At 49.4% G+C, this 25,799-nt stretch carries 23 protein-coding genes; 7 read left to right on the forward strand and 16 right to left on the reverse strand.

Features of this window, described 5'->3' with window-relative positions:
• Positions 1–4 precede the first annotated feature (4 nt).
• Together BUB81_RS15155 and uxuA are read right to left on the reverse strand one after the other, a co-directional pair.
• Complete coding sequence (locus BUB81_RS15155) at positions 5–1,288, reverse strand: efflux RND transporter periplasmic adaptor subunit (RefSeq protein WP_073324182.1); 1,284 nt, start codon at positions 1,286–1,288, stop codon at positions 5–7.
• Positions 1,289–1,416: 128 nt separating this feature from the next.
• Complete coding sequence (gene uxuA / locus BUB81_RS15160) at positions 1,417–2,592, reverse strand: mannonate dehydratase (RefSeq protein WP_073324183.1); 1,176 nt, start codon at positions 2,590–2,592, stop codon at positions 1,417–1,419.
• 435 nt (positions 2,593–3,027) lie between these two features.
• On the opposite strand from uxuA, the gene BUB81_RS15165 reads away from it, so the two are divergent.
• On the forward strand, positions 3,028–5,217 hold the full coding sequence (locus BUB81_RS15165; protein ID WP_175555822.1) for a TonB-dependent receptor: 2,190 nt from the start codon (positions 3,028–3,030) through the stop codon (positions 5,215–5,217).
• Positions 5,218–5,281: 64 nt separating this feature from the next.
• Positions 5,282–7,990: a glycoside hydrolase family 2 TIM barrel-domain containing protein gene (locus BUB81_RS15170; protein WP_073324185.1), complete on the forward strand. Its 2,709-nt coding sequence runs from the start codon at positions 5,282–5,284 to the stop codon at positions 7,988–7,990.
• A 52-nt stretch (positions 7,991–8,042) separates the two neighbouring features.
• On the opposite strand, the gene BUB81_RS15175 is transcribed toward BUB81_RS15170, so the two are convergent.
• Together BUB81_RS15175 and BUB81_RS15180 are read right to left on the reverse strand one after the other, a co-directional pair.
• The gene (locus BUB81_RS15175) at positions 8,043–8,747 is read right to left on the reverse strand and encodes a FadR/GntR family transcriptional regulator (RefSeq protein WP_073324186.1); all 705 of its coding nucleotides are present in this window, start codon (positions 8,745–8,747) and stop codon (positions 8,043–8,045) included.
• Positions 8,748–8,810: 63 nt separating this feature from the next.
• Positions 8,811–10,583 carry a glycoside hydrolase family 2 protein gene (locus tag BUB81_RS15180; protein ID WP_073324187.1) on the reverse strand — a complete coding sequence of 591 codons (1,773 nt, stop codon included), beginning with the start codon at positions 10,581–10,583 and terminating at the stop codon, positions 8,811–8,813.
• Between the two features lie 182 nt (positions 10,584–10,765).
• Between BUB81_RS15180 and BUB81_RS15185 the strand changes: the two genes are divergently transcribed.
• Positions 10,766–11,365, forward strand: a complete 600-nt coding sequence (locus BUB81_RS15185; protein ID WP_073324188.1) for a DJ-1/PfpI family protein — start codon at positions 10,766–10,768, stop codon at positions 11,363–11,365.
• Between the two features lie 52 nt (positions 11,366–11,417).
• On the opposite strand, the gene BUB81_RS15190 is transcribed toward BUB81_RS15185, so the two are convergent.
• A complete protein-coding gene (locus tag BUB81_RS15190) occupies positions 11,418–12,311 on the reverse strand; it encodes a LysR family transcriptional regulator (RefSeq protein WP_073324189.1) in 894 nt (297 codons plus the stop codon).
• 45 nt (positions 12,312–12,356) lie between these two features.
• On the opposite strand from BUB81_RS15190, the gene BUB81_RS15195 reads away from it, so the two are divergent.
• The 4 genes from BUB81_RS15195 to BUB81_RS15210 all read left to right on the forward strand — a co-directional run bounded on the left by BUB81_RS15195 (position 12,357) and on the right by BUB81_RS15210 (position 15,574).
• Positions 12,357–13,301, forward strand: coding sequence for a DMT family transporter (locus BUB81_RS15195; protein WP_084526623.1), 945 nt, complete (start codon positions 12,357–12,359; stop codon positions 13,299–13,301).
• 25 nt (positions 13,302–13,326) lie between these two features.
• Positions 13,327–13,665 (forward strand): gamma-glutamylcyclotransferase family protein, encoded by a 339-nt coding sequence (locus BUB81_RS15200; RefSeq protein WP_073324191.1) that lies wholly within the window; start codon positions 13,327–13,329, stop codon positions 13,663–13,665.
• Positions 13,666–14,033: 368 nt separating this feature from the next.
• The gene (locus tag BUB81_RS15205; RefSeq protein ID WP_073324192.1) at positions 14,034–14,909 is read left to right on the forward strand and encodes a DMT family transporter; all 876 of its coding nucleotides are present in this window, start codon (positions 14,034–14,036) and stop codon (positions 14,907–14,909) included.
• A gap of 77 nt (positions 14,910–14,986) precedes the next feature.
• Positions 14,987–15,574, forward strand: coding sequence for a DNA-J related domain-containing protein (locus BUB81_RS15210; protein ID WP_073324440.1), 588 nt, complete (start codon positions 14,987–14,989; stop codon positions 15,572–15,574).
• Between the two features lie 21 nt (positions 15,575–15,595).
• On the opposite strand, the gene BUB81_RS15215 is transcribed toward BUB81_RS15210, so the two are convergent.
• The 11 genes from BUB81_RS15215 to BUB81_RS15265 all read right to left on the reverse strand — a co-directional run bounded on the left by BUB81_RS15215 (position 15,596) and on the right by BUB81_RS15265 (position 25,712).
• Entirely contained in the window at positions 15,596–16,372 is a 777-nt protein-coding gene (locus tag BUB81_RS15215; protein WP_073324193.1) for a siderophore-interacting protein, read from the reverse strand.
• Positions 16,373–16,525: 153 nt separating this feature from the next.
• Positions 16,526–17,974, reverse strand: coding sequence for an insulinase family protein (locus BUB81_RS15220; RefSeq protein ID WP_073324194.1), 1,449 nt, complete (start codon positions 17,972–17,974; stop codon positions 16,526–16,528).
• Positions 17,975–17,979: 5 nt separating this feature from the next.
• Complete coding sequence (pqqE, locus tag BUB81_RS15225) at positions 17,980–19,101, reverse strand: pyrroloquinoline quinone biosynthesis protein PqqE (protein WP_073324195.1); 1,122 nt, start codon at positions 19,099–19,101, stop codon at positions 17,980–17,982.
• Positions 19,094–19,381 carry a pyrroloquinoline quinone biosynthesis peptide chaperone PqqD gene (gene pqqD, locus BUB81_RS15230; RefSeq protein WP_073324196.1) on the reverse strand — a complete coding sequence of 96 codons (288 nt, stop codon included), beginning with the start codon at positions 19,379–19,381 and terminating at the stop codon, positions 19,094–19,096. Before pqqD ends, pqqE begins: the two co-directional genes overlap by 8 nt.
• Complete coding sequence (pqqC, locus tag BUB81_RS15235; RefSeq protein ID WP_073324197.1) at positions 19,381–20,136, reverse strand: pyrroloquinoline-quinone synthase PqqC; 756 nt, start codon at positions 20,134–20,136, stop codon at positions 19,381–19,383. Before pqqC ends, pqqD begins: the two co-directional genes overlap by 1 nt.
• Positions 20,137–20,147: 11 nt before the next feature.
• Positions 20,148–21,071, reverse strand: coding sequence for a pyrroloquinoline quinone biosynthesis protein PqqB (pqqB, locus tag BUB81_RS15240; RefSeq protein WP_073324198.1), 924 nt, complete (start codon positions 21,069–21,071; stop codon positions 20,148–20,150).
• 124 nt (positions 21,072–21,195) lie between these two features.
• Entirely contained in the window at positions 21,196–21,267 is a 72-nt protein-coding gene (pqqA, locus tag BUB81_RS22515) for a pyrroloquinoline quinone precursor peptide PqqA (RefSeq protein WP_073324441.1), read from the reverse strand.
• Positions 21,268–21,424: 157 nt separating this feature from the next.
• Complete coding sequence (locus BUB81_RS15250) at positions 21,425–22,987, reverse strand: leucyl aminopeptidase (RefSeq protein WP_073324199.1); 1,563 nt, start codon at positions 22,985–22,987, stop codon at positions 21,425–21,427.
• Between the two features lie 68 nt (positions 22,988–23,055).
• A complete protein-coding gene (locus tag BUB81_RS15255) occupies positions 23,056–24,015 on the reverse strand; it encodes a DMT family transporter (protein ID WP_073324200.1) in 960 nt (319 codons plus the stop codon).
• Positions 24,012–24,605, reverse strand: a complete 594-nt coding sequence (locus BUB81_RS15260; protein ID WP_073324201.1) for a TetR/AcrR family transcriptional regulator — start codon at positions 24,603–24,605, stop codon at positions 24,012–24,014. Before BUB81_RS15260 ends, BUB81_RS15255 begins: the two co-directional genes overlap by 4 nt.
• Positions 24,606–24,719: 114 nt before the next feature.
• On the reverse strand, positions 24,720–25,712 hold the full coding sequence (locus BUB81_RS15265; RefSeq protein WP_084526628.1) for a hypothetical protein: 993 nt from the start codon (positions 25,710–25,712) through the stop codon (positions 24,720–24,722).
• Positions 25,713–25,799 lie beyond the last annotated feature (87 nt).

The following is a 25,799-nucleotide window of genomic DNA, read 5'->3' on the forward strand; positions in this document are numbered from 1 at the left end:
CGTTTTATTGTGTGATCAGCACCGTTTCGGCGTTGTTGAACTGCGCAATACCTGAAACAATGATGGTGTCGTGCTCATTCAGGCCCGACGTGATTTCTACAGCGGCCAGGCTTCTGGCGCCGGTGGCAATAGGCGTGCGATAGGCGATGTTGTCGCGCACAACATAGGCAACTCTGCCACCGCCGTTATCCAGAAATTGCCCGCGTTGCACCATGAGTACATTGGGTTTGTTTTCCATCAGAATGCGGGTGGTCAGTCGCTGGTTTTGACGAAGTCCAACCGGCGAGGCGTTGCTGTCATCGGCCACAAAGCGCACGCGACCTGTTACCTGATTGTTCTCAATTTCGGGGGATATGGTGACCAGTTTGGCCGGGTACATCTGGCCGTTAACGTTCACCTGAGCCTGCATGCCAAGGGCTAAGTCGTCGGCGTAGCTTTCCGGAATGCCCACTTCCAGTTCAAACTCACTCAGGTCTACCACGCTTAAAATGGCCTGGTTTTTCGCAACCTGATTTTTTTGCTCTACGGCGAGGTTGCCAACAATACCGCTTACCGGTGAGCGTAACTCCAGCGAGTCAACCTGACGCTGAAGTTCAGCGACTTTCAGCTCCTGGCGGGTCAGTTGATGCTCTTTACTTTTAATTTCGAACAGCAGGCTTTCTTTGTTGAGCTCGGCATCGCTAATGGCGTGCTGGTGGACTAACTCGGCATTGCGCAGATCGTCCTGGGCCTTTTCAAAGTCGATATTGCTGATGGTTTTGGTTTCGTAGGCTTTGTCGGCCCGGCGCTTTTCCCGTGACGCCGCGGTGAGGGTAATCTGCGCAAGATCTACCGCTTTCTGGTCGTCCAACATGGCTTTTTTTGCCTGGATACGCTGACGAGACAGTGCAGTTTGCAGTTCTTCGAGGGCGGCGTTTTCTTGCTCGAGTTGATTGGTGAGGTCGGGACTGTCAATTGTAGCCAGTACCTGATCTTTAGCGACTTCATCTCCGGCATCGACCGCAAAGGTAATAGTGCCTTGCGCGGGGCTGTACAGGCGAGGACTGACCGCCGCAACCACACGACCTTCAATGGATAAGTCGCGCACCAGGTCGCCATAATTCACACTGGCGAGTCGCAACCGGGCGGCTGAAACCGATGCGTCAGAGGCCTGCCAGCTGGATACAGCAGGTACAACATAAAACAGAAGCAGGCCAATAACGGCTACGCCGGCTAACGCATACCACTTTAGTGGACGGGATTTTTTTTGGATGAGGGTGTCCTGACCGCTGGTATCGGCGATGTGCATGAACAGGTTTCCTTTTCACTCTTGAATACCTGCTATGTCGAGAACAAATCCGGAATAGTTTAAATGTAGGAAATAAAAAAATAGAAAAGGGCCGCAAGTGTTGCACTTTGTCGGCCCAAAATGAGCTGTTAACCTGCTGCGCGCAGGCGCTCCAATACATGAATCACGCCGCGTAACTCCGCCAGCGATTTCATTCTGCCTGCATAGGAGTAGCCGGGGCGTACGCCGGGTTTATTCATCTCCTCGTCCATCAAATGACCGTGGTCGGGGCGCATGGGAATACTGTTGCGCTTACCTCTATTGGTCTCTTCGTCCAGCAGCGCGTTGATCAGGCCAATCATGTCATTGTCGCCATCTAAGTGGTCTGATTCATAAAAAGAGCCGTCTGGTTCGCGTTTTACATTGCGTAAATGTACAAAGAAAATGCTGGGTCCAAAGGCGCGCACCATGTCTACCAGGTCATTGTCTGCACGCGCGCCAAACGAACCTGCACACAGGGTTAATCCGTTAGCTGGGCTTTCTACCGCTTCAAGAATGGCACGGGCATCGTCGGCGGTGGAGACTACGCGTGGCAAGCCAAACAGCGAGAACGGTGGATCATCCGGGTGAATACACATTTTCACGCCGGCTTCTTCGGCGACCGGGATAATCTCTCGCAGGAAGGCAAACAGATGCTGACGGTAGCCCTCGGTGCCCAGTGCAATAAACTGGGCAATGGCTTTGCGAATGCCTTCCCGGTCGTATGAGCCTTCGCCACCCGGTAACCCTGCAATAATGTTCTTCTCCAGAAGCTCACGTTCGGCGGGCGATAGCGCCTCAAAGCGCGCTTTGGCAACATCAAGTTGCTCTTGGTTGTAGTCTTGCTCTGCATTTTCGCGTTCCAACATGAACACGTCATAGGCAATGAAATCGGTCATTTCAAAACGCAGTGCTTGTGAGGCGTTGGGCAACTGGTAACTCAGGTTAGTGCGTGTCCAGTCCACCACCGGCATAAAGTTATAACAGACCGTATCAATTCCTGCTGCGCCAAGGTTTCGCAGTGTCTCCTGGTAATTTGCGATATAACGCAGGTAATCGCCCGTTCGGGTTTTAATATCATTATGTAATGGCACACTTTCTACCACCGACCAGTTCATTCCCGCCGCTTCAATTTCAGCTTTGCGCGATTGAATTAAACTGAGCGGCCACACTTCGCCGGTCGGGATTTCATGTAACGAGGTTACGATACCTGTTGCGCCTGCCTGACGAATCTGCCGTAACGTAATGGTGTCGCCTGGACCAAACCAGCGCCATGTTTCCTGCATACTGTTCACCTTGAACGGTTGGTATATTGGTAAGGCCAAAATGTTTGCACATTACGTTGGATGGATCAAGATATTTACGGTTTCTTAAATAGGATTGATTCAGAAGTGAACTATCAATTGTATAGATGACTGGCATCAATATATTAGATTTATAATTTAGTTATTGTTTTTAAAGTATTTTTCTTTGTTTTTGGTTGCCTTTCAATTCGGCTGTTTAAAAACTTGTTAACAAGACGTTGAACCAATTTTTTATTTCCGTATATTGGCCTTACCAAATTGCTGCTGGTAAAGCCAGTTGCTCAATATTCCACATTATGAGTACTGAGTGAGACAACACCTATGATGACCCTACACAAAAATAAACTAACGCTTTTAGCTATATCGATTGCTACCGGGATCGCGTCCTTAGGCCAAGCAACAGCTCAAGAGCTTGAAGTGATTGAAGTAAAGGCCCAGAAACGCGCTCAAGCACAGCAGGACATCCCCGTCGCGGTATCCGTTTTAGGCGAAAACGCGTTAGAGCGACTAGACGTTAAAAACTTTGATGACGTTACCCGTGTTTCCCCATCGCTGACAGTAGAGCATGGTGGTGAGCCCCAGGTAAATGCCATTCGTATGCGTGGTGTTGGAACTGCAGCATACAGTATTGGTGTAGAGTCCAGCGTTGCGGTCGTCGTAGATGAAGTGCCTTTGATGATGGCGGCGCAGGCGTTTAATAATCTGTCAGATATACAGCAGGTTGAGGTATTACGAGGCCCTCAGGGCACCTTGTTTGGCAAGAATGCCTCTGCCGGTGTCGTAAACGTATTAACAAAGGCTGCATCGCCTGATTTTGAAGGGCGCATTGAGGTTGGTGCTACGAGCGATAATGAACGCAAAGGACAGATCATGTTGTCTGGCCCAGTCTCTGAGGATGTTAATTACCGCATTAATAGTTACTACAAAGATCGTGAAGGGTATATAACGAACCTAACCACGGGTAATAAACTCAACGGCGATGAAAGCTATGGCATAAGAGGTAAACTTGACTGGTATCTTACAGATAACCTCGACGCCACATTTATTTACGATACATCTCACCAAACCGGCAGTAACGTACCTGTTTGGGTAGAAACAGGAAATGGAGTATCTGGCGAAGGTGAGAGTGCATCAGAAGATAACCGGAAAGTACGCAGAGATACTGATAATGAATATGAAACAGACCAAACACTAGCTGTTGCAAAGTTTAACTATTTGCTAAGTGACGATTTAGTACTGACTTCGGTATCGAGTTTTCAGCAGTTTGAACAATTATCTGTGTCAGATGAAGACCTAACCGACGTGCCATTGGAAGATGCATTTCCGCCATTTTTGCTGGATAGGTTTGACCCACTAGGGCTAGGTGGGCCGCAGGTTGTGCAGGATGCGTATATTGACGCAGAAGCTTTTACACAGGAAATTCGTCTTACAGGGACACCCTCTGAAAGTCTGGAGTATATTGTTGGTTTGTTTTTCAGTGATCAGTCAATTTTCAGGGACTTTGACAGAAAACCGTTGTTGTTTGTGTTAAACAAATGGGAAGCTGAGGCAGAATCTACTAGTACTGCGCTGTTTGGACAAGGCTCTGTTGAAATTGCTTCCGATACTTTTGTTGATATAGGGCTTCGTTTCAATCACGAAAAAATCAGCGTCGATTTTACCGATTACTACGGTAACGGTTTTACTCTGAATCCCACGAATCCGGCTAGATATCAGGGGGATGACTCGCAAAATGCAGTCACCGGAAAGATCTCGCTGCGTCACTTTCTTCAAAACGGCACCATGGTGTACGGGGCAGTAAGTACGGGCTACAAAGGCCAGGCCTATGATGTTGCATCCGGCTTCTCGCAAAATGATGCCGATCAGCCGGTCGGCGAGGAAACATCAGTATCTTACGAAATTGGAATAAAAGGCTTCACTGATTCCAGAAATTTCAGCTATGACATCGTTGCCTTTTTAACGAACTTCGATGATTACCAGGCACAGGGCGCTCGCACAGACGAAAATGGTACGCCAATTTTTGCTCTGAATAATGTGGGGGAATTACAAACAAAAGGAATTGAGGCTGAGTTTTCGTATCAGGCTACCGATGCGTTGCGTATTGATGCGTCGGTTGCTTATACGCGTGCCACGATTAAATCATTCGTAAATGCGCCGTGTTATGGCGGGCAAACTGAAGAAGCCGGTTGTATGGTTGGCGCTGGCCCGGGTGGGCTGGACGTTCAGGACCTTACCGGGAACGATCTGAATAATTCACCAGATTTAAAATACAATCTGGCGATGTACTGGGAACAACCGGCAGATAGCTTTGATTTTAGTTGGTTCGCACAAGCCAACTACCAATGGCAAGACGATGTAAGCTTTGATTTATATGGTGATCCTCTGAATAAACAAGACGCCTATGGCATTGGTAATCTGGGCTTCGGTATTGTTGATAACCAGGACAAATACAAAGTTACTGTTTTTGCTAACAACCTTTTCGATGAGCATTATTCAATGGGATACAGCAACTTCGAAGAACGTTTCCAGGGAGAAACTGCATTGGCAAAACGCTGGTCGCGTGGTGCACTTCGTTATGTTGGTGTAAATGTGTCTTACCAGTTTTAATCAATTCAATTAGCGATCATGCAGCAGTGTAATAATACTGCTGCATTTTTTGTTTGGGGGATAAATGAGACAACGAATTCGGGCGAGCTTGTATTTAGCCGTCATTTTGATGTTTGGTTGTAGTACAGACAACCATCAGGTGTCAGAAAGTGTAAGTAATCACTCAATTAGAAATAAAGTAGAGCTGGAGCAACCTTGGAGTTTTCAATTTTCTGCTGAAATGCCTGCCGGTATCTATTCAACGGGCTTTGATTCCTCACAATGGCAACAAGTGTCTGTTCCTCACTCTTGGAATAGGGTGGGGTACTATCTGGACGATAACAGCCGACATATCCATACAAAACAAAACATCAATGTTGAACAAGGTGTTGGTATATACAGAACGGCTTTTTCATTGGATGCCTCCCTGCAGGGCAAGCAACACTGGCTGGAATTTGATGCGGTAAGTCGGGTAGCGGAAGTTTGGTTAAACGGCCAATATCTTGGTGAACACCGCGGCAGTTTTAACCGGTTTCGGTTGAATGCAACCGACGCGGTAACCTATAACGCACCGAATATCTTAGTGGTGCGGGTCGATAACAGTAAACCTACAGCAGAGTCCAATACCGCAGATACATTGCCAATTGCTGGGGATTTCTTTGTGCACGGCGGTATTTACCGGCCGGTAAGACTCATTTCTACCAATGATGTTCACATTGATATGCAGGATTTTGGTGGTCCTGGCGTGTATGGTACAACCGTCTCCGCAAACGATAAAGAGGCTCGCATTGAGGTAAATAGCCGCGTAACGAGTCACTTGCTTTCGGAGTCTGTGGTAGAAGTTGAAGTTAACTTACGGAACGACAGTGGTGAACTTGCTGCGACAACATCTCAGGTCACATCGGTATCAAATAGCAACACCGTTGAGCTGAATCATGTGCTGGACGTGCAACAGCCCAGGTTGTGGCAAGGCACGGATGATCCTTACCTTTATCAGTTGGAAGTGGTTATAAAGCGGCCGGATGGCACTGTGCTGGATAAGGTCAGCCATGAATACGGCATTCGCACTATTGCGATTACGGCATCGGACGGTGTGCTGCTCAATGGACAGCCATTGCGATTGAAAGGCGTCGCTTATCACCAAGACAGAGAAGGCCGGGGTTGGGCCGTTAGTGAGCAGGATATAGAAGAAGACGTTGCAATCATGGCGGCGATGGGCGCCAATACAATTCGCTTGGCACATTATCCCCACGGACAACCTGTTCACAACATCGCAAACCGGCTAGGTTTGTTGCTATGGGACGAAATTCCACTTGTTTCGGCGTGGCGATATGGTGAACAGCATCAGGACGTTAATGCGGCTATTGCCGACAACGCAAGCCTACAGCTTATTGAAATGGTGAAACAGAACTACAACCATCCGTCTGTTGCAGTATGGGGGATTGCAAACGAAGTGGATTTTGGCGCTGTAGTGCCGATGTTTGTTCAAAGTGAACCTGGCTCTAATCCCGATCCGGTTCCGCTGCTTAAGCGATTAGCTGCAGAAGTTGAATCACTTGATGTAAGTCGCCCGTCGACGCTGGCTAACTGTTGCGCTAGTGTCGCTAGCTGGCAGCGAGCCAATGTGCCTAATACGTCTACTATTACTCAAACGACCGGGGCTAACAGGTATTTTGGATGGTACTACGGAAAAGCAAGTGATTTGGGGCCTCACCTCGATGACCTCAATAAACAATACCCAGAACAACCTTACGCAGTGACCGAATACGGTGCTGGTGGAGCACCTACTTTTCACACTGACAACGTGCTGGGTGGACCGGTTGCTGCTACAGGGCGCAATCAACCAGAAGAATATATGACCTTCGTGCATGAGGTAAATTGGAAGGCAATCAACGAGCGTCCTTACTTGTGGGCGAGCTGGATTTGGAATGCGTTTGATTTTGCTACTACAACTCGTCGTGAAGGTGATTCGCAAGACATTAATACGAAAGGTTTGGTGACTTATGACCGGGCAATTAAAAAAGACGCTTACTTTTTCTATCAGGCCAATTGGACGGTTGAGCCGATGGTACATATTGCGTCTCGCCGATATAAGAACCGCGCTTATCAGGTAACGGATATTAAAGTGTTCTCGAACTCATTTTCTGTTGAATTAAGACTGAATGGCGAAGCTTTAGGGCGTAAGTCTGGTTGTGTGCAACAAACATGTGTATGGGAAAACGTTCGCTTGGTTGCAGGCGATAACAGAGTTACCGCAATTGGACACAACAAAAACGGCGAGCAATTGGTGTCTGATACCGTAACGTGGCAGCTCAATAGCACGCAATCCAATGCGTACTATATTGATGCGGGCGCGCAAATGGCTGCTACAACGCAGCAACAGCATTTCGGCTCAGATCATTTTTTCAAAGGTGGTCAGGCCGCATCCTACGATACGCCAGGAAGGTGGGGGCGACCGCCGGTGCTTGCCGAAATTCACGGTACTGACGATAGAGGGCTTTTTGCCACCTACAGAAAAGGAGAATTCAGCTATCGTTTACCTTTAGATAACGGCGCCTACCGTGTTGCTATCTACTATGTTGTAAGCAAAAGCGATGCGCCTGCTGATTTCAACGTGTTGGCCAATGGCTCGGTGATGTTGGCTAATCTGGGTACTGACAAAGTAACTAAGGAAGGCTTAACTGCAGTAATCAAGGAGGGGACGGTTATAGTGAAAGAAGGTAAGCTATCACTTGATTTTGAAGCCCTTAGAGGTGAGCCAAAAGTATCAGCTATAGCCATAGCGCCACTTTAAGTGTTACCAATTGCCCTAGCGACCCAAATGCGGATGTTCGATAGGGCTTTTTTTATTCGGCATCCAGCTCCAGCACAGAAATGTCCTGTTCAATAGCGTGTGAGATATGATTCTGCATGGCAGCTTTGGCTCTGTTCGGGTCGCGAAGCTTTAATGCATTTAAAATCTTGCGGTGTTCTTCAACATAGGGGTGAACACCTAGGTCCCGTACGCGCTGGTGGAAAGTGGAGCTTAATGCAGATTTATTTCTGAGTTCCCACAGCCATTTTATGGTGGAAGTGAGTGCGCTGTTATTGGTAGCTTCTGCAATGGTGCAGTGAAACAGCTGATCGGCTTGTTCCTGCTCCTGTTCACCGGCGTCAGCACTTTCCATGGTCTTTAGTGCTTGTTCAAGGGTTTTGATTTGTTCTTTGGTAATGCGCGCTGCTGCCAGACTCACGGCCTCAGTTTCAATAAGCAGGCGAGCTTCCAGTACCTCAAAAGGGCCTGGCACGTCGTCAATGGTAATGGCTTCCGGGCTCTGCTTTAGCGGCAAGGCGTAAATGCCTGAGCCGGTGCGAATTTCTACCAGTCCGGCAATTTCCAGCGCAATCATGGCTTCGCGGATAGTGGGGCGGCTAACCTCAAAACTAGCAGCAAGATCCCGCTCAGAAGGCAATCGCTCGCCGGGTTTGATTTCCCCACTGCGGATCAGTGTTTCTATTTGCCCGGCAACTTCCAGGTATAAGCGACGTACCTTCACGGCTTCAACTTTCATTTGGGTATTCCAATCACGACAATCTGTTGAGCTTACCGCGATTGGGGAGGGTGTCAAGCCACCCTACCGTTGGTGCTCTCGCTCTTTTTTGGCATACCAGTCTTGCATGAGGTACCACACTTGTTTTTTGATACCCTGATCGCTGAGAAGCCCCTTTCTGTTCCAGTAATCCTGAACACCGGCAAGCGGTCGACGTGCGGCACGAAAGTCCTTGAGCAACCAGGGGGATACGCCGGCCAAATGCGGCATATTGTCCAGCATGATCAGGTTTTGTTTGAACACTCGCAGTTGATAAGCCTCTGAGAAGAAGGTGTTTTCGTCACCCTCCCAACCCTGTAGCGCACCGGCGCCAAATTCACTGATTATAATGGGCTTGTTGTATGCTGACTGCCACTTGTACTGGGCGCAGGTTTCAGGTTTGTCGTAGTACCAACCGCAGTAACTGTTAATGCCAATCACATCTACCACCCCGGCGAAGGCTTCGTCGATAATGCGGCCGCTGTCAGTCGTTGTTTGTGTATTAATGGCCGCGGTCACCAGTCGGGTAGGGTCAGTGGTGCGAACGGTATTGGCTAATTCTGTTAAGAAGCTAGTTCGTACTTCGGTATTTGGGGTTTCGTTGGCGATAGACCATAGAATCACGGCGGCCCGGTTTTTGTCTCGAAATAACATCTCACCGAATTGCTGTTTGGCTTTAGCTAATACCTCTGGGTTATCGAACTGAATGTCCCAGTAAACCGGAATTTCTGCCCATACCATCAGGCCAAGTTCGTCAGCAACTCTGAGCATGTTTTCGTTGTGAGGGTAATGTGCAAAGCGCACATAGTTACTGCCTAGCTCTTTCGCCCAGCCAAGCAATACTCGCGCTTCTTCTTCGCTCCAGGCTCTGCCGTCGCTAAAGGGCTTTTCCTCGTGAATGGCAATGCCGCGCAGAAAGACGGGTTTACCGTTTAGCAGCATTTTGTCGCCATCGACTTCAATGGTTCTGAAGCCAGTTTTATCGGTGAGCGTTTGATCGCCGAGGGTCAACGATGCGCTATATAAAGTAGGACTTTCGGGTGTCCATAACTCAGGTTTGGCTTTGAATGTTAAGCTGGCTTTGCCTGTAGCGTCAGTGGTCAGGCGCTTAGAGATGCCAAGCTGTGGTAGCGCAATATCAACTTTCTGTTTTGCTGGTGACTCTCCGGCAACGGTTACAGAAACCGCTATTGTACCGCCTTTTTTATAGGTAAAACTGTAGTCCTGGATGTAAGTAGGAGAAAGTTCAATGAGTCGAACCGGGCGGGTAATGCCGCCATAGTTCCACCAGTCGGTGCTCATAGTGGGAATAAAGTCTGGCTCGCGGCGGTTATTCACTTTTACAACCAGTACGTTTTTACCGTCTTTCAGGGCGTCTGTTGCCTTGAATTGGAAGGGTGTAAAGCCACCTTCGTGCTTACCTAGTAGGGTGCCGTTTAAATAAACACTTGCCAGATAATTCACGGCGTCAAAGTAAAGCATGTACTCTTTGCCGGGTTTAGCCTGGTGTTCAAATGACTTTTCGTACCACACACTCCCTTCGTACCAAAACAGCTTATCGTCCTGTGTATTCCAGTCGCCCGGTACGCTGAGCTTCATGGCAGAGTCGAAGTTAAACTCTTGCAGCTTGTCTGCGGGTGGCGTGCCATCAAAATTCTGAAATTTGCGTTTATCACCCACATCGAAGGGATCAACAATGGCGTTCCACTGACCATTCAAAGAGGTTTGCTGGCGTCCTGGTGCATTTTGTAACAGGTCCAGTGCGAGGGACTGGCTCGCGAAGAACAACACGCTTAAGGCAACGATAACTGACTTCATAATGTATCTGCTTTGTTAATTGGTAAGGCCAAAACTTACAGTATATTTATATTCAATAAAACTATCTGACCAATTATTGATAGTTTGTTTCCGTATTTGAAACGAATCTATGGGAGCATTCCAGTGCGACAGCCGTGGTGTACCCGTGTAATATTTGGCCATAAGCGATGAAGGAGAGAGTGATGCATATAGGAATTTACATTTACGACAATGCCGAAGTGCTGGACTTTGCGGGGCCATTTGAAGTGTTTTCAACCGCGAACCGCTTTCTGGAAAAAGACAAGCAACACAAAGTATCATTGATAGCAGAAAAGGCGTCTCCTGTGCATGCCCGCGGAGGTTTTCGGGTGATGCCTGATTTTTCCATCAGCGAACATCCGCCAATCGACGTATTGGTAGTGGTAGGCGGCGTGCATACCGAAGAAGTGAAAAAGACAATCGTTACAGCATGGATTGCCGACGTAGCGCGGTCAGCGAGGCGCGTCGCTTCAGTGTGTACGGGCGCATTTTTGTTAGCGGAAGCCGGCCTGTTAGCAGGGCGGGATGTCACAACACACTGGGAAGACTGTGATGACTTGCAGCAAGCTTATCCGGCGCTAAACGTGAAGCGGAACGTGAGGTGGGTACAAAGCGATCCATTGATCACATCGGCAGGCATTTCCGCGGGTATTGATATGAGCCTGGCCTTAGTGGCGTTACTTTACGAGCAATCACTCGCCGAGCAAACGGCGCGGCAAATGGAATTCGACTGGACGCTGAATCCTGCTGTGTCAGAGGAGTAAATACATTGCTATGGCGCGCTGTTTTGGTTGCGCGCAAAATAGCGCAGGTTAATTACGTTCTATTGTTTTTAGTGGTTAGCTGATCAACCAGTAATTGAGTAAAAGTACTCAGGGATGTTTGTGAGCGCACACATACCTTAAGCGAACGTTGTGCCCATGCCTCATCTAAATCTATTACCGACACCGGTAAGTGAGGCTGTTGCGCAACAGCATCAAAAGGCACCAGTCCGATCCCTACACCTGCGCTCACCATTCTGCATACTGCTTCAAAACTTTTAACCTGAACCCTGACATTCAGGTGCTGCCCGAGTTGCGAAGCGATGTTCATTGTAAACGTATGAATAGCTGAGCCGTTGTGTAACATCACAAAAGGGTGATGTAACACATTGGCAAAAGCGACACGCTGGTTCTTTGCCAGCGGGTGAGCGTGCGGCGTTATCAACACTAACCGGTCATCGCGATAATCCAGTAACGTCAATGGACGGGAATCATTGGGCTCAGCCACAATGCCTGCGTCGATATCACCCTTCTGCACCGCATCTAAAATGTCTGCACTGGTATGTTCTTCCAGCGCAATACTTACAGTAGGGTGCTTCCCCAAGAAGACGGCTAAATCGGCCGGTAAATAGCTATGTATGGCATGGGTGTTCGCCCACAGACGAATATGCCCCTGCAGCCCTTTTGCAAACGGCATCAAATCAGCGTGCATTTGTTCGAGGTTAGCCAGGGTGTGTCTGGCGTGTCGCAGGAAGATCTCTCCCGCTGTCGTCAGGCTTATCCCTCTTGCGTGACGGCTGAGCAGCAACGTGCCAATGTTTGATTCCAGCGTTTTGATTTTGTGGCTGGCGGTAGACGGTGCCAGGCACACTTTTTCAGCACCTTTAGTCAGGTTTCCAGTTTCAGCAATGGCTAGGAATAAACGCAAATCAGAGAGGGTATATTGCATAGCGTTCCATATTTTCGAATGCTTAATTGAAAATAACCCAATTCTATGCGTTATGAAACTGACGTACTATGGGGATTATCGAATACTAACTGCAATAATACCGTGACGTCTTATCAACAGGGTTTCTTTTTGGCTGTATTGGCCGCTTTCGGTTTTTCCTTAAAGGCCATCTTTGTGAAGCTGGCTTATGCCGCAGGTGATGTTGATGCTATCACCTTGCTGGCATTGCGCATGGCGTTTTCACTCCCTCTGTTTTTGATTGTCGGTGCCAGCGCCTTAAAACAGGGACCTGCGCTTAGCAAAAAAGATTGGGCCCTGGTTACCGTAGTGGGGCTGGCGGGCTACTATGGCGCGTCAATTTTGGACTTCATGGGGCTTAAGTACATTAGTGCTGGCCTGGAACGACTGATACTCTTTACTTACCCGGCGATGACCGTACTGCTGGCTGTGATGTTTTTAGGGAAGCAACTTCACGGGCGACTGGTTTTGTCGTTGGTACTTTGCTCCGCCGGTGTAATGATTGCCAGTGTGGGGGATTTGCAATTCAGTGATTCACACGGGCAAGTCTGGCTTGGCGTAGGGTTGGTGTTTGGTTCGGCGCTCTCTTATGCCTGCTACAATGCTTTTTCTGAAGTGGCTGTAAACAAGCTTGGGCCGCGTAAAGTGTCATTGCTGGCTATGTTGGTGTCGATTGCCGCCGTGCAACTGCATTTTTTATTGTCCAGTCCTGTCTCCGGACTTGTGCAACCCGCCCCGGTTTATGGTTATGCATTGGCAATGGCGCTGTTCGCAACGGTAATACCTGTCTTTCTGCAGGCAACAGCGATCCGTCACATTGGTGCCGCAGATACTGCACTGATTGGCACTTTAGGGCCGGTCATTACCATCGCGCTGGGTTGGGTAATACTCAGTGAGCCTACTTCAGCCGCACAACTTACCGGCACCGCGTTAGTTATAGCTGGCGTGCTTGTTATTAAACGCAAAACCTAGATCATTCAAGAAGGTAAAATACAGAGTGAAACCAACTACCGCTCATTTATTTGTATACGGCACCCTGCGTTCAGGTTACCCAAACCAGCATGTGCTCGACGCTATTGGCGGAACGCGACAAGCGGCCACTGTCTATGGCGAGCTCGTTGAGTCAGGTTGGGGAGCGGCAATGGGCTGTCCTGGTTTGGTTTTAAATGACGATGGCAAAGCAATTCCCGGTGAAGTTTTCAGCTCAGCTAACCTGGACAAGCATTGGGATGAACTTGATCGCTTTGAGGGCGAGGAATACCTGCGGGTAGAAGCGGAGGTTAGTTTGGCAGATAACACATCACTATTGGTTTGGCTTTATGTGTTAAAGGCGTAATTGCGCCTTTTGACTATGTTGACAATATGTTGCGTTTTGGTTAATTATTTAAGGGTGTCCACCATTCATCGGAGTCACCCATGCTTTATTTTTATATCGATTTGCTGCTTGCTGTAAGTGAGCAAACCGACCCAAGCCAGCCTGTTCAGGAAGTTGAAGCGTCAGACCAGCAGGACTGAACGCCGCTATAGCCAGATTTTAAAGCCGTTTGTTCGGTTTCCGATACAAAGCTGCTAAAGTATCACTTCGTTTTTTCATATCGTATTGGGCACTGGTCGGTGCCCGATTTTCTATGTCGCTCAGGTATTTGTCGCAAGCCGTAGAGGTTATTGTGCCGTTACTCGTAGTGTCAGATAGCAGGAAGCAAAGTGAGCTGGATCCTATTTACCTTAATGGCGGTGTTTTTCCAAACATTCCGCAACGCTATTCAAAGCAAACTCAGTGCAACCGTGCCCACGCTGGGCGTCACGCTTTCCCGTTTTTTATTTGCCGCACCTATTGCCGGTGCTTATGTTTATGCATTGTCGGTTTGGCGTGGCGAGGGCGTCCCTGATTTTTCTGCCCGGTTCTGGATGTTTGTCGGGCTCGCTGCCTGCTTGCAAATCGCCGCGACGTCCTTAATGGTAATCCTGTTTAAGCAGAAGAACTTTGCAGTGGGCGCAGGCCTGGCAAAAAGTGAAGCACTGGTGGCAGGTGTGCTGGGAATGTTGTTTTTCGGCAGCACCCTAAGCTTGTTAGGTTGGGTTGGGATCATCATTGGTGCAATGGCGGTGTTTGTGCTGAGTGGCTGGCGTAAAGGCGGTGATTTAACCCTGAAAACGGCGCTAATCGGATTGGCTTGCGGTACGTGTTTTGCGCTTACTTCACTGTATGTACGCGAGGCGAGTCACACCCTGTCGGTGTCGTTTGAATTGGCGGCGGGCTGGGTGCTGTTTTGGGTATTGCTGGTACAAACTATTATGTTGTGTGCTTACATTGGGTTTCAGCAACCGGCAACGTTTTCCAAGCTGGCTGCACAACCGGGTAAAACCCTGGCAGCCAGTGTGACGAGCTGCTTGGGCTCGATCGGTTGGTTTACTGCCATGGCGCTACAACACGTGGCTTATGTGAAAACAGTTGGTCAGTTGGAAGTATTTACAACTATGCTTATTTCAATTGTCTGGCTTAAACAACCTGTGCGCAAACACGAAACGTTAGGGCTGGTACTTATCGGCCTGGCTGCGATTCTGGTAATGTGGACCTAGCAGCGGCTGGCTCTTTACAGGCTAAACGAAATCAAGGATACGTTATTACTGCTGAATATTCCCCCGACCCACTGTTAATGGAAGCTTTGCATGGCATGGCTGATTCGTTTGACGACGGCATTTCAGAATATACTTTACTGCAATCGCTGCAAGCCTCTCCTTGGCACCTGTTTGAAGGGGTAAACCTCAGCGACTCGCTGGCCATGTTTCAAACGCATTTCGTGTTGTTCAACGCCTTGTACACGCTAAGCGACGAATGGCAAAGTAACGGCGAGGCCGGATTAGATATTCACACCCTGAAGATTATCCGCAATTCACAGTCTGCCAAGGTCTCACAGTCGGGTTCAACCGAGCTGGAATCAGATGACCCGCTCAGGGCGTACTATCTGGATTGGTCTAATCTGAAAGACACAGACCGCGATGGCGTAGAAAAGCTGTTAAATGGCTTTTGGGAGCGTTTTGTGGGCTCAGGCTTTACCGATGATGACGTGAACAAAGCCAGGTCTATCCTGGAGCTGGATGAGGGCACGCCTGTCACGGCGACAGATCTGAAACGACAGTATCGGAAATTACTGCAGACTCATCACCCGGACAAAGGCGGCAGTACTGAAGCATCGCAACAGATTACCGAGGCATACAGGGTGCTGAGCCGCATAGTGCGTTAACGCTACAGCGAAGTGTGGGTGTTAGCCATTGTACTTGGCTAAATCCTCCCGCTTATCGATTTTATGTTGGTCCTCAGAACGCCCTTTACGCCAGTAGCTTGTGACATACACCTGGCTACGTGGCACATCGAATTGTTCATCCAGAGTGCTGCGGATGGCGCGCATACTGGAAAACTCACACGCCGCCCAAATTGCAGGTGTGCCAGCTAGCCACTCAAGTTTGTTCAAATACCCGGCAAGCGTGTCGGTGCCGGTGTTGTCAACCCATATTATATCAATGCCTTCTGGGTGAGTAAGCACTTGCTTATCGTCTTGGTGTTCCATACTGATCACGGCGTAGCCTTTTGTGTCAGCCGGTAATGCTGCAAGTTGCGCACTAATGGCAGGCAATGCTGTCATGTCACCCATGAGCAAAACCCAGTCCCGTTCTTCCGCCAGGCCTTTTGATGATCCTGGGCCACCAAAATAGATGGTATCGCCGGGTTGAGCCGTGACTGCCCAGTGCGACGCCGGTCCACTTTCTACGCCTTCGCCGTGCAACATAAAGTCAACGGTAAGGGTACCTGCGCCAGGATCTGCATCTCGCACTGTGTAGGTACGCATGAGTACGGTATCTTCAGGAGTTGGCGACTGTGTAAAGGGTTCACCGTATTGGTTAAACAGCAGTTTAATGTAGCTGCCTGCGGGGGTATCGGGGAACTTGTGTAAGTCTTCGCCGGCTAATATCAGTCTTTGCATAGTCGGTGTCAGGCGTTGACTGGATTGCACCTGAACCTGATAGTATTGTCTTTTCTTCATTTATTTTCCTTATATCTGTGCCCTTGCAAACGCAGCGGGCGCACAATAAACGCAGTGTACTAAAACATCTCGCCTACCGTTATCTATATTGTAAATGAGAATTATTTGCAAAAATAATGGATTGTTTAGAACGCTTTGTTTCGGGAAATCGAATTAGTCGTTGGCATTGAGTGTATTGAACAGTCGCTGAATTTCCTGCTCGCGGCGATGGGGTTCATCATCCATCACTCCGTAACAAATCAGCGTGGTACCTTCGAGTTTTACGCCCATGGCATAACACTGGCCACTCATTCTGGGGAGCCAGAACTGTTCATTTTCCAGCAAAGAGCGCGCAATGTCTGCTGCAGATTGCCCGGGAATTTCCAGCGACAGCCAGTATATCCAGTCGTGCTGGTTACACAGGAAGGTTTGCCCTGTTTGTCGTTGTTCAGCCAGCGTGGCAACCCGCGAGGGAAGCTTATCAGGGAGTACTGGAGAGGTATGTGCCAACGCTGCTTGTACCAATTCACACTTGGCGTGTTGAGGCTCTGTGCGACTTACCAAACGCACGATGGGCTTGGGCAGTGGCTTCAGGCTGGTAATCGTGGGCGTAACTGATAGAGCCTGGGTGAGTGCGACTACTTTGCGATTCAGCGGTTGCTGGCCGTGGTACCAGGCGAGCAGGCTGTTAATCGATTCCGGGTATTTTGATTCAAAGAACAGGTGCTGTTTAGGGACGATCCGCAGGAATTTGATCTCGTCGATTAGGGCTTGTTGGGCAGCCATGAGCTGGCCCGGACGACCGATCATACGGAACACAAATTTTTGCTGGTAGTTGGGGGAGTCTTCAACAATGACTTGCATGTTGTACTTATTCAGCAGCGCTTTGAGTCTGGTTTTTGCCGACAATAGTCCGTCCAGATAACACTCGGGGAGCCACCAACTGAATATGCAATCGTCTTCCAGAGTCTGCGCTGTAAAACGATGCTGGCGCGGCGTGTAACACGCCGAGCTTGTGTAAAAAGGCGAGTGGCTGGCGGTTAGCAATTCGTCCTTAGTAACGCCCGATAGCAACAGGGTGATGCGTGAAGCCTGATAATACTGGGCTTTGTAATCGGCTACGTCGTTCGCTTTTAGTTGCGAAATCGTGTCGCAATAGCCGCCCCAGTGGTGATAGCAATCCGGCGAACGGTCGCCGCGCCACACCGCCATTTGTTGCTGATAGTCGGCTGTGGCCTCGTACATCGCCAATTCACGGGCGATGACACCGTCCCGTTCACGGCGAATGTCATCGTCTGAATATTCACATTGCTGGAGTCCGGCCAGCAGGTAGTCGATAGCCTGTATCAATACCGATTTGCTAGGCGATACCGCATAGAAGTAACTGAACCCGTTGTGGCTGGAGGCATTCATTTTAAGCGGCAACAAACTGTTTGCAGCGAAAAGTGTTTGCCGTGCCGGGTAACGATCAGAAGTGCGAAACACCAGATGCTCAACGAGATGGGCGATACCAGAGCTGTCTACCGCAGGGGTAGGCACCACAAACACCGCACCGTAGTCTTCTGCGGCCTGCTTAAAGCTAACCACATTGAGTCCGTTAGACAGCTGCTCCTGGTGCGCCATGATAGTTATATCTCAGTGATAGGGATACTTACCTTGGGATCACGATACACTAATTCGCGACTCGGTGACTCAGAATTTTTCACTGCCTGGGCCATTAAACCGTGGTCGGGTGATTTACTGCAAACTGGATCGGTTTTATACATGTCACCGGTCAGCATGTAGGCCTGGCAGCGGCAGCCGCCAAAGTCTTTGTCTTTTTCGTCACAAGTTTTACAGGGGCTGGGCAGCCAGTCGGTACCGCGAAAATGGTTGAATGAAAAGTCTTCCTGCCAAATCGACTGAATGGACTTTTCCCGTACGTTCGGGAACGTCAACGGCAGAATTTTCGCGCTATGGCAGGGCAGCGCGCTACCGTCCGGGGTAACTGTCAGGAAGGTCGTACCCCAGCCATTCATACAGGCTTTGGGGCGATCCTCGTAATAGTCTGGTGTAACAAAAATAAAGTGTGGGCCTTTACCCTGCTGTTTAGCGCGAAACGCATTCACCCTGGCTTCGGCTTCTTCCAGCTGCGCTTTTGCGGGTAGCAGATGGTCCCGATTCAGGTACGCCCAGCCGTAATACTGCACGGTGGCCAGTTCTACATAGTCGCCGTCCAGCTCGCAGGACAGGGCCATGACATCATCGATTTGATCGATGTTCTGCGCGGTCAGGCAGAAATTCAGTACCATGGGGTATTCGTACTGTTTTACCAGCTTCGCTACTTTCAGCTTTTGCTCGAAGGAGTGACGCTTATTTCCAATCAGGTCGTTAGCATCGGCATTAGCAGCCTGGAAGCTCAGCTGAATATGGTCGAGACCAGCCTCACGCAGCGCAGCAATACGCTTTTCGGTCAGGCCGATGCCTGAGGTAATTAAATTGGTGTAGAAACCCAGGTCAGAGGCATGCTTTACCAGTACTTCGAGGTCCTTTCGCAACAGCGGCTCGCCACCGGAGAAGCCCAGTTGCACCGCGCCCATGGCACGTGCTTCGCTAAGTACTCGCAGCCAGGTGTCGGTATCACATTCCTGCTCTCGGCTACCCAAATTAACCGGGTTTGAGCAGTACGGGCAGTGTAGCGGGCACTCATAGGTGAGTTCCGCTAACAACCACAGTGGTGGTCCCGGCTGGTTTTGCTTTGCTTCAGACATAGTTTATCCAGCGCTTTTCGTCCGCGTGTTCAAAGAACGCAAAAACGTCTTCCCTGAGGCCTTCTGCATCAGGGAATTTGGCCAGTAAGGCGTCGATGATGTCGCTGATTGTGCGCTCTCCGTTTACCTGCAACAGAATTTCCGAGGCACTGGGGTTCAGCTTCACCATACCTTCCGGAAACAACAACACATAACAGTCCTGCGCCGGCTCGAACTGAAATTTAAACAAGCGGTTGAGTTTAGGGACTTTGCTCGAAAGCGCGTCAGGCTGTTCACTCATTACATTAACCCCTTGTGGCAAATTTGCTGGTCGGCCAGCCCGTGGAAAGGTTTGCGATTAAATTCAAAGGCCAGAGTAATAGCATCGGCCAGTGACCAGAGTACGTCCAGTTTGAACTGCAAAATATTCAGGGCTTTTTCCTGTAGTTCGCGGGTGTTGAAGTGGTCCAGGGTGATCGCCAGACCGTGCTCTACGTCGCGACGTGCCTGACTCAGGCGCATTTGGAAATAAGAAAAGCCTTCTTGGTTGATCCAGGGGTAGTGCTCAGGCCAGGTGTCTAAACGACTCTGGTGGATCTCGGGTGCAAACATTTCGGTGAGTGATGAACAGGCTGCTTCTTCCCACGTCGCACGACGGGCGAAGTTTACATAAGCACCTACAGCGAATTTTACGCCGGGCAGCAGGAGTTTTTCGTCCAGAATATCCTGACGATCCAAACCAACCGCTTCGCCCAGTCTCAGCCAGGCTTCAATGCCGCCCAATCGCGGATCGCCTTCCTCGCCATCGTGATCCAGAATGCGCTGGATCCACTTACGGCGGGTTTCCATGTCCGGGCAATTGGCCAGTATGGCCGCATCTTTAATAGGAATGCACATTTGATAAAAGAAGCGGTTGGCAACCCAACCCTGAATTTGTTCTTTCGTGCATTCGCCTTTATTCATGGCCTGATGAAACGGGTGATGAATATGGTAGTACTGCCCTTTGTCGCGCAGCTTTTGTTCGAATTCTTCTCGGCTCCAGGGTTGTTGACTCACCTTGTACCTCTCTATAGGGAAATTTTCATACCGTCGTAGGCCAGCTCGATGTCGTTGTCGAGCAGGTACTGATGGGCTGACGAGTCTTCGTTCAGCACCGGGTTGGTATTGTTAATATGGATCAGGATTTTGCGATCAATCGGGTAGCGGTTTAATAGCGCGACCGTGCCGTCTGGTCCGTTTACAGGCATATGGCCCATTTGTGTGCCCAGGCGATTGCTGAATCCCTTTTGAATCATTTCATCGTCCAGCCACAAGGTGCCGTCGAACAACACGCAACTGGCTTGTTCCAGCATGGATTCCACTAGCGGACTGGCCTGTACGCAGCCGGGTGCGTAAAACAGCGATTTACCCGAGGCGGTATCGGTGATTTGCAAACCAATGTTATTGCCGGGTACCACTTTGTCGCGATAGCTGGAATAAGGCGGTGCATTCGATTCCAGTACAACGGGATTAAAGGTTAGTCCTTCTATGCCTTCGGGCGTAAAGCTTTTGTCGTAATCCGTGTCAATGGCGTGACGTTGCAGGCCACCGTGCCAATGCTTCAGCATGGGAAACAGCGGAAAGGCGGTGGTGAGATCTTCATACACGACATCGGTGCAATAAACCGGAAGCGGCAAACCTTCACGCAGAGTCAGTAACCCGGTGGTATGGTCAATTTGACTGTCGGTCAGAATAATCGAACGTATGCTGGTACCGCGTTGTTGGGATTTGTCAGCAGGCCACAACTCGTGGGTGTGGTTGATCTGGTGACGCAAATCAGGAGACGCGTTAATTAATACCCAGTCAGTGCCATTTGCACTTACTGCAATACTGGATTGGGTGCGCGGACTGGCTTTTATTGAGCCGTCTCTTACGCCGCGACAGTTGTCACAGTGACAGTTCCATTGAGGGAAGCCGCCGCCGGCACCTGCGCCCAGGATCAGTACTTTCATGCTCAGTAATCCTGTTGTTAGCTAAAAGCGTTGCCCGTTTTATAAACAGGCGGGAATAAAAAAGGCTGCGCATGGTGCAGCCTTTTGAATACTTGTTGAGAACACACCTCGAAGAGGGGTGAAATTAACGGTTGCTGATATACAGCGTTACTTCGAAACCTAAACGCATTTCAGTGTACTGAGGTTTTGTCCACATAATGGAACTCCTTATTAACTTTGTTTTAACACTTTACTGATTGTAGGACCGGCCCTGGCAAAAAAAAATCCTACTTTGGAACTAGAGAGGGTTAACCTTTGGTGCAGGTTGGCAAGCGCTCTGCCAACTCTGCTAAAAGGTTAATCCACTCCGAGTCCTAGTATAACACAGGCGATACCGGCCATGTGCTATCGGGCTTCTCACTGTATTGGGTTAAAAAGGCCAGCAACAGAGAGAAAGGCCGCGCGGTAGCTGAGTTACCTTTGCCATACTGGAAGCTGGTACCCGCTATGTCAAGGTGTGCCCACGGTGTGTTGCCGGCAAACCGCGATAAAAAGCAGCCAGCCGTGATCATGCCGGGTGAATTACTGCCGCTGTTGCGCATATCGGCGGCGAACGAGTCCAGTGGTTCCTGATAGTCGTCCCAGATGGGCATGGCCCAGGCACGGTCGCTACTGCTCTCTCCTGCTTCTACTAAAGCTGATGATAATGCCTGGCTATTACTCATCAACCCGCTAGCCTGGCTACCCAGGCTCACAATATGTGCGCCAGTGAGCGTAGCGATGTCAATGATAGCGGCAGGGTTGAATTGCTGTGCATAGGTCATTGCATCACATAGTACTAAACGGCCTTCTGCGTCGGTGCTTATAATTTCAACGGTTTGTCCAGACAGTGTGGTTAAAATGTCGCCGGGGCGAAAAGCCTTACCGTCGGGCATGTTTTCAGCGGTAGCAATAATACCTGTCACGTTAACAGGTAAACGCAATGCGGTGAGGGTTTTCATAATACCCATAACGGTAGCGCCGCCACACATGTCGTATATCATGTTTTGCATGCCGGGCGGTTTCTTCAGAGTAATACCGCCAGTATCAAAGGTGATGCCTTTTCCTATCAGAACAATACTCGGTAAGTCGGAGTCTGCTGCGCCCTTGTAATGCATTACGGGCATGCAGGTGGGCTGTTCCGAACCCTGGCCTACCGCGACATACGCACCCATCCCCATTTCTTTGAGCGTAGCTTCATCCAATACTTCTGTGGTTAATAACGAAGAGTCGGAGGCTAACGCTTCAGCACATTCTGCGAAACAGCTGGGTGTACATATATTTCCTGGTAAGTTGGCCAGGTCACGAGTCAGTGATTTTCCTTCATGAACAGCCAGCGCTCGCGCTATGTCGGGCTTGAGTTCATCCTGCTCAACCGCAATTGATAAGCGTTTGATGCTTGTTGGCTTTTGCGCGTTGGGCGAAGTTTTAAACGCTTTGAAGCGGTAACTGGCAAAAAGTAGGGCGTCGAGCAGCGCTTGCATGTACGCCTGACAGTTTGCGAAAGGCGACATTACGCAGGCACTTTTAACGTTTAATTCGTCTAGCTGTGAACAAATAAACGTCGCCTGTCGGGCAAGCATATTGCGGGTTTTATGCGCTTCGTCAGGCGTACAATTTGCAATACTGTTTGATTTGTTAGTGTTTACTAACAAAAGTCGGCTGGCTTTTAAATTTGGAACTTCTGAAATAAGTAAGTGTTTACTTTCTGAACAGCTGGCGCTGAGTGATGGTGTAACGTTAAGTATATGGGCTAACCAGCTTGGCTTCGGTATTTCACCGGCTTGGCTCTGTGAGGTTGCATCAAAAAGCCATGCGAAGTCGACAAATGCGACCAGGCAGTCAGCACTGCATGAGTCGGCATTAAAAAAGGGGATGTGATAGGTTTCAATTTTCACAACAACGGCTCCTGAGTGAGCGGGCAGTGTACCGTTTTCTACTACAAATTACAGCGAGTGTTACCTGGTCAGGCACTCGCTGCGGTTTCTGCCGATGTTGCGACAGGCGACGGGGAAGCTTTGCGTTTAATGGTGGCGATCAACAAACAGGAGCTGATCAAACCAATGCCGCTCCATCCAACCCAGGATAACGACTCGCCCACTATCCACATGGCCAGAATGGCTGCAACCACAGGTTCTAACAGAGTGATGATTGTCGCCAGACTAGCGCGAATTGAGCGTAAGCCGTAACCGAAAAGCAGGTAACCCATAAACATGGGCACGGCAGCCATGTATGCGCCCACCATGAAATTATTGGTGCTAGCGAGCAGTTCCGCGCCGGTTAAAAGCAGCACAGGCAATAAGCAGAGTCCGCCGACGCCAAACATACTGCCCATGGCTGCGCGTGAATGGACCTGGCGCTGGATTAAGCGGTGAGCGACCCACGAATACATGGCGTAGGTAAATGCAGCAATCAGTCCGAGTGCGATACCGAAAAAGTTATACCATTGCGAAAGCTCGCTATTTTGCGGTGCTGCACTGTGCTGTGGTTTTGCACTTGCCAGCAATATCACGCCCAGAACGCCCAGAAAGATACTCACTATCCAACGTGTATTGAGCCGTTGCTTGTCGAACAGACGCTCGATTATTGCAGCTGCAACGGGTGCCATACCAATGGAGACGACCGTACCGATGGTGACGCCAGACAGCCGCATAGAACTGTAGAACGCCAGTGGGTATATCGCTACATTCAAAGCACCCCACAGAACCAGGCTACGATGCTGCTTCAGTTCCGTCCACTGTCTGGCAATAAAACGCCAGGCAATGAGCGCCTGCAACAGTCCGCCACACCCCATTGAAACGGCAGCAATGCCGAGTGAGCTAACGTCTGGTGCAAAGGTGGCTGCGGTGCCGGTTGTGCCCCAGAGTACTGACGCAACAACTACGGCGAGCACACCGAGATAATAGTGTGAAGACGAGTGGGTCATAATGATTGCTCGATGAGTTGGTCGGCCATGGTACGTGCGCGTTCTATAGCCTGGGTGTCTGCGGCGAGTCCCGCTAAAGAAATCGAACCTTCCAGCAAAAAGCACACATGTTCTGTGAGTTGTTCAATGCGACCCGGTTCGATTATAGGCAGCTCAGACAGTTCGCGTTTAACGATGGCCTTTACTTCCTGTTTGTGTCGATTGACTGCTGCACGCTCAGCGCTGTTGGCTGGCATTTCTGCTGCTGCATTGAGTAAGCCGCAGCCCCGAAAGCCATTTTCATAATCAAATTCCGCGTGGTCCTGATACGCATCGAATACCGCCAGAACCCGTTCCCAGCCATTGGATAGGTCTGTTGAACGCTTTGCGTATAGGTCCAGCCATTCCTGATGTCGGGCATCAATGTAGGCGGCAACCAATTCAGACTTGGATTTAAAGTTGTTGTACAACGACATTTTCGCAACCCCGGCCCGGGCTATAACGGCATCGATGCCGGTCGCGGTTATACCGTGGTCGTAAAACAATTCTCCAGCGGCTTTTAACAATTTTTCTCTTGCAGGCAGTTTTTTTCTTGCAGGTACTATTGCCATGATTGCGCCTCGCTCAAAATATACAGACTAGTCTATATAGTAATTTTGAGGTTCGCAATGTTTTATTAATTACCCCTGCAGGCTTTATCAATAGTAGGTGTTGTACAGAGTGGTCTATTTCTGAGTTTGTAGGGTTTTAAATGCCTCTGGCGTATCTACAGACAAATAAACTTCCTCGACATAGTCGGTCAGCGTGGCCATAAGGTTGTAGTAACAACAGGGTGTTGAAAGTGTGAGTTTTACATTTGGAGATCCATTACCCAGGCATAACGCGTGCTCGTCCGGCGAAGCAACCTTGTCTGTTTCAATGCTGGAAATGGCTGTTAAGGGAATAACTAGCAGGTTTAAATAATTGTTGTTCAGCACCAAATGGCCATCTAAGACGTAGGCGGAATGATGTTTGCTGATCCGGTAATTGGCAATCAGGTAAATAAACGTATAACCCACTAACGTACCGACAATGATGGCCGCTAGCTGTGACCACAATGCCAGTGCGTAATACAAAGCGCCGGTAACAACGAACAGGACTATTTGTAAAACGACAAGTGTGATCCAGGACGATGAAACCAGTCGGAGATGAGCCAGTGAGGGGGCATGGTTACGACTAAGGAACGGAAATAAGTAGTACCAGGTGGCAGGCTCATAGGCGAATAGTACGGCAGTGGTGCGTTTTTTCTCGTCTTCGTCACCCATTTTCTTAATTGCAGAGGCACGCGGATCGCCCTGCATAGTGCGGCATTGCCAAAGCATACGCACTACGTGATACACAATGGCCAACTCAATTATGAGTAGCACGGCTATGATGGGATAACGCAGATAAGCAATGAATTCAAAATAACTGGCTAGCGCTGCCGGCATTGAGTAGCGGCACACCAGTGAGGAGGTCGAAAACGGGATCAGTATTTTCCAGAGCTTCTGCTTACTGCCAATGACAACCAATAATAAATGTAGTAGCGGGATAACTGCGAAGTACAGAGTGAACAAACCCGCAAACACCGGCCAGTTTTCATCTGGGTTGAATTCATCGGGGGTGAGGTGAATACCCAGCACATACAAGCCAATGGCTAGCAGCAAAAATGCTAATCGGTAGCGGGTTACTTTTCTCATCAACAGTCCTTGTTTCTTGTACTCAGAGCCTGGAAAGTTCAACATGCTCGGTTATTTTTGGCAAGAATAACCGGTCTCAATAAGCGC

It is taken from the genome of Marisediminitalea aggregata, assembly GCF_900129565.1.
In the GTDB taxonomy this organism is placed as follows: domain Bacteria; phylum Pseudomonadota; class Gammaproteobacteria; order Enterobacterales; family Alteromonadaceae; genus Alteromonas; species Alteromonas aggregata.

Bases quoted from the DNA above. Each gene is read 5' to 3' on its own strand.
- BUB81_RS15155 (WP_073324182.1), bottom strand. From the start codon at position 1,288: ATGCACATCGCCGATACCAGCGGTCAGGACACCCTCATCCAAAAAAAA.
- uxuA (WP_073324183.1), bottom strand. From the start codon at position 2,592: ATGCAGGAAACATGGCGCTGGTTTGGTCCAGGCGACACCATTACGTTA.
- BUB81_RS15170 (WP_073324185.1), top strand. From the start codon at position 5,282: ATGAGACAACGAATTCGGGCGAGCTTGTATTTAGCCGTCATTTTGATG.
- BUB81_RS15175 (WP_073324186.1), bottom strand. From the start codon at position 8,747: ATGAAAGTTGAAGCCGTGAAGGTACGTCGCTTATACCTGGAAGTTGCC.
- BUB81_RS15180 (WP_073324187.1), bottom strand. From the start codon at position 10,583: ATGAAGTCAGTTATCGTTGCCTTAAGCGTGTTGTTCTTCGCGAGCCAG.
- BUB81_RS15185 (WP_073324188.1), top strand. From the start codon at position 10,766: ATGCATATAGGAATTTACATTTACGACAATGCCGAAGTGCTGGACTTT.
- BUB81_RS15190 (WP_073324189.1), bottom strand. From the start codon at position 12,311: ATGCAATATACCCTCTCTGATTTGCGTTTATTCCTAGCCATTGCTGAA.
- BUB81_RS15195 (WP_084526623.1), top strand. From the start codon at position 12,357: ATGCGTTATGAAACTGACGTACTATGGGGATTATCGAATACTAACTGC.
- BUB81_RS15210 (WP_073324440.1), top strand. From the start codon at position 14,987: ATGGAAGCTTTGCATGGCATGGCTGATTCGTTTGACGACGGCATTTCA.
- BUB81_RS15215 (WP_073324193.1), bottom strand. From the start codon at position 16,372: ATGAAGAAAAGACAATACTATCAGGTTCAGGTGCAATCCAGTCAACGC.
- BUB81_RS15220 (WP_073324194.1), bottom strand. From the start codon at position 17,974: ATGGCGCACCAGGAGCAGCTGTCTAACGGACTCAATGTGGTTAGCTTT.
- pqqE (WP_073324195.1), bottom strand. From the start codon at position 19,101: ATGTCTGAAGCAAAGCAAAACCAGCCGGGACCACCACTGTGGTTGTTA.
- pqqD (WP_073324196.1), bottom strand. From the start codon at position 19,381: ATGAGTGAACAGCCTGACGCGCTTTCGAGCAAAGTCCCTAAACTCAAC.
- pqqB (WP_073324198.1), bottom strand. From the start codon at position 21,071: ATGAAAGTACTGATCCTGGGCGCAGGTGCCGGCGGCGGCTTCCCTCAA.
- BUB81_RS15255 (WP_073324200.1), bottom strand. From the start codon at position 24,015: ATGACCCACTCGTCTTCACACTATTATCTCGGTGTGCTCGCCGTAGTT.
- BUB81_RS15260 (WP_073324201.1), bottom strand. From the start codon at position 24,605: ATGGCAATAGTACCTGCAAGAAAAAAACTGCCTGCAAGAGAAAAATTG.
- BUB81_RS15265 (WP_084526628.1), bottom strand. From the start codon at position 25,712: ATGAGAAAAGTAACCCGCTACCGATTAGCATTTTTGCTGCTAGCCATT.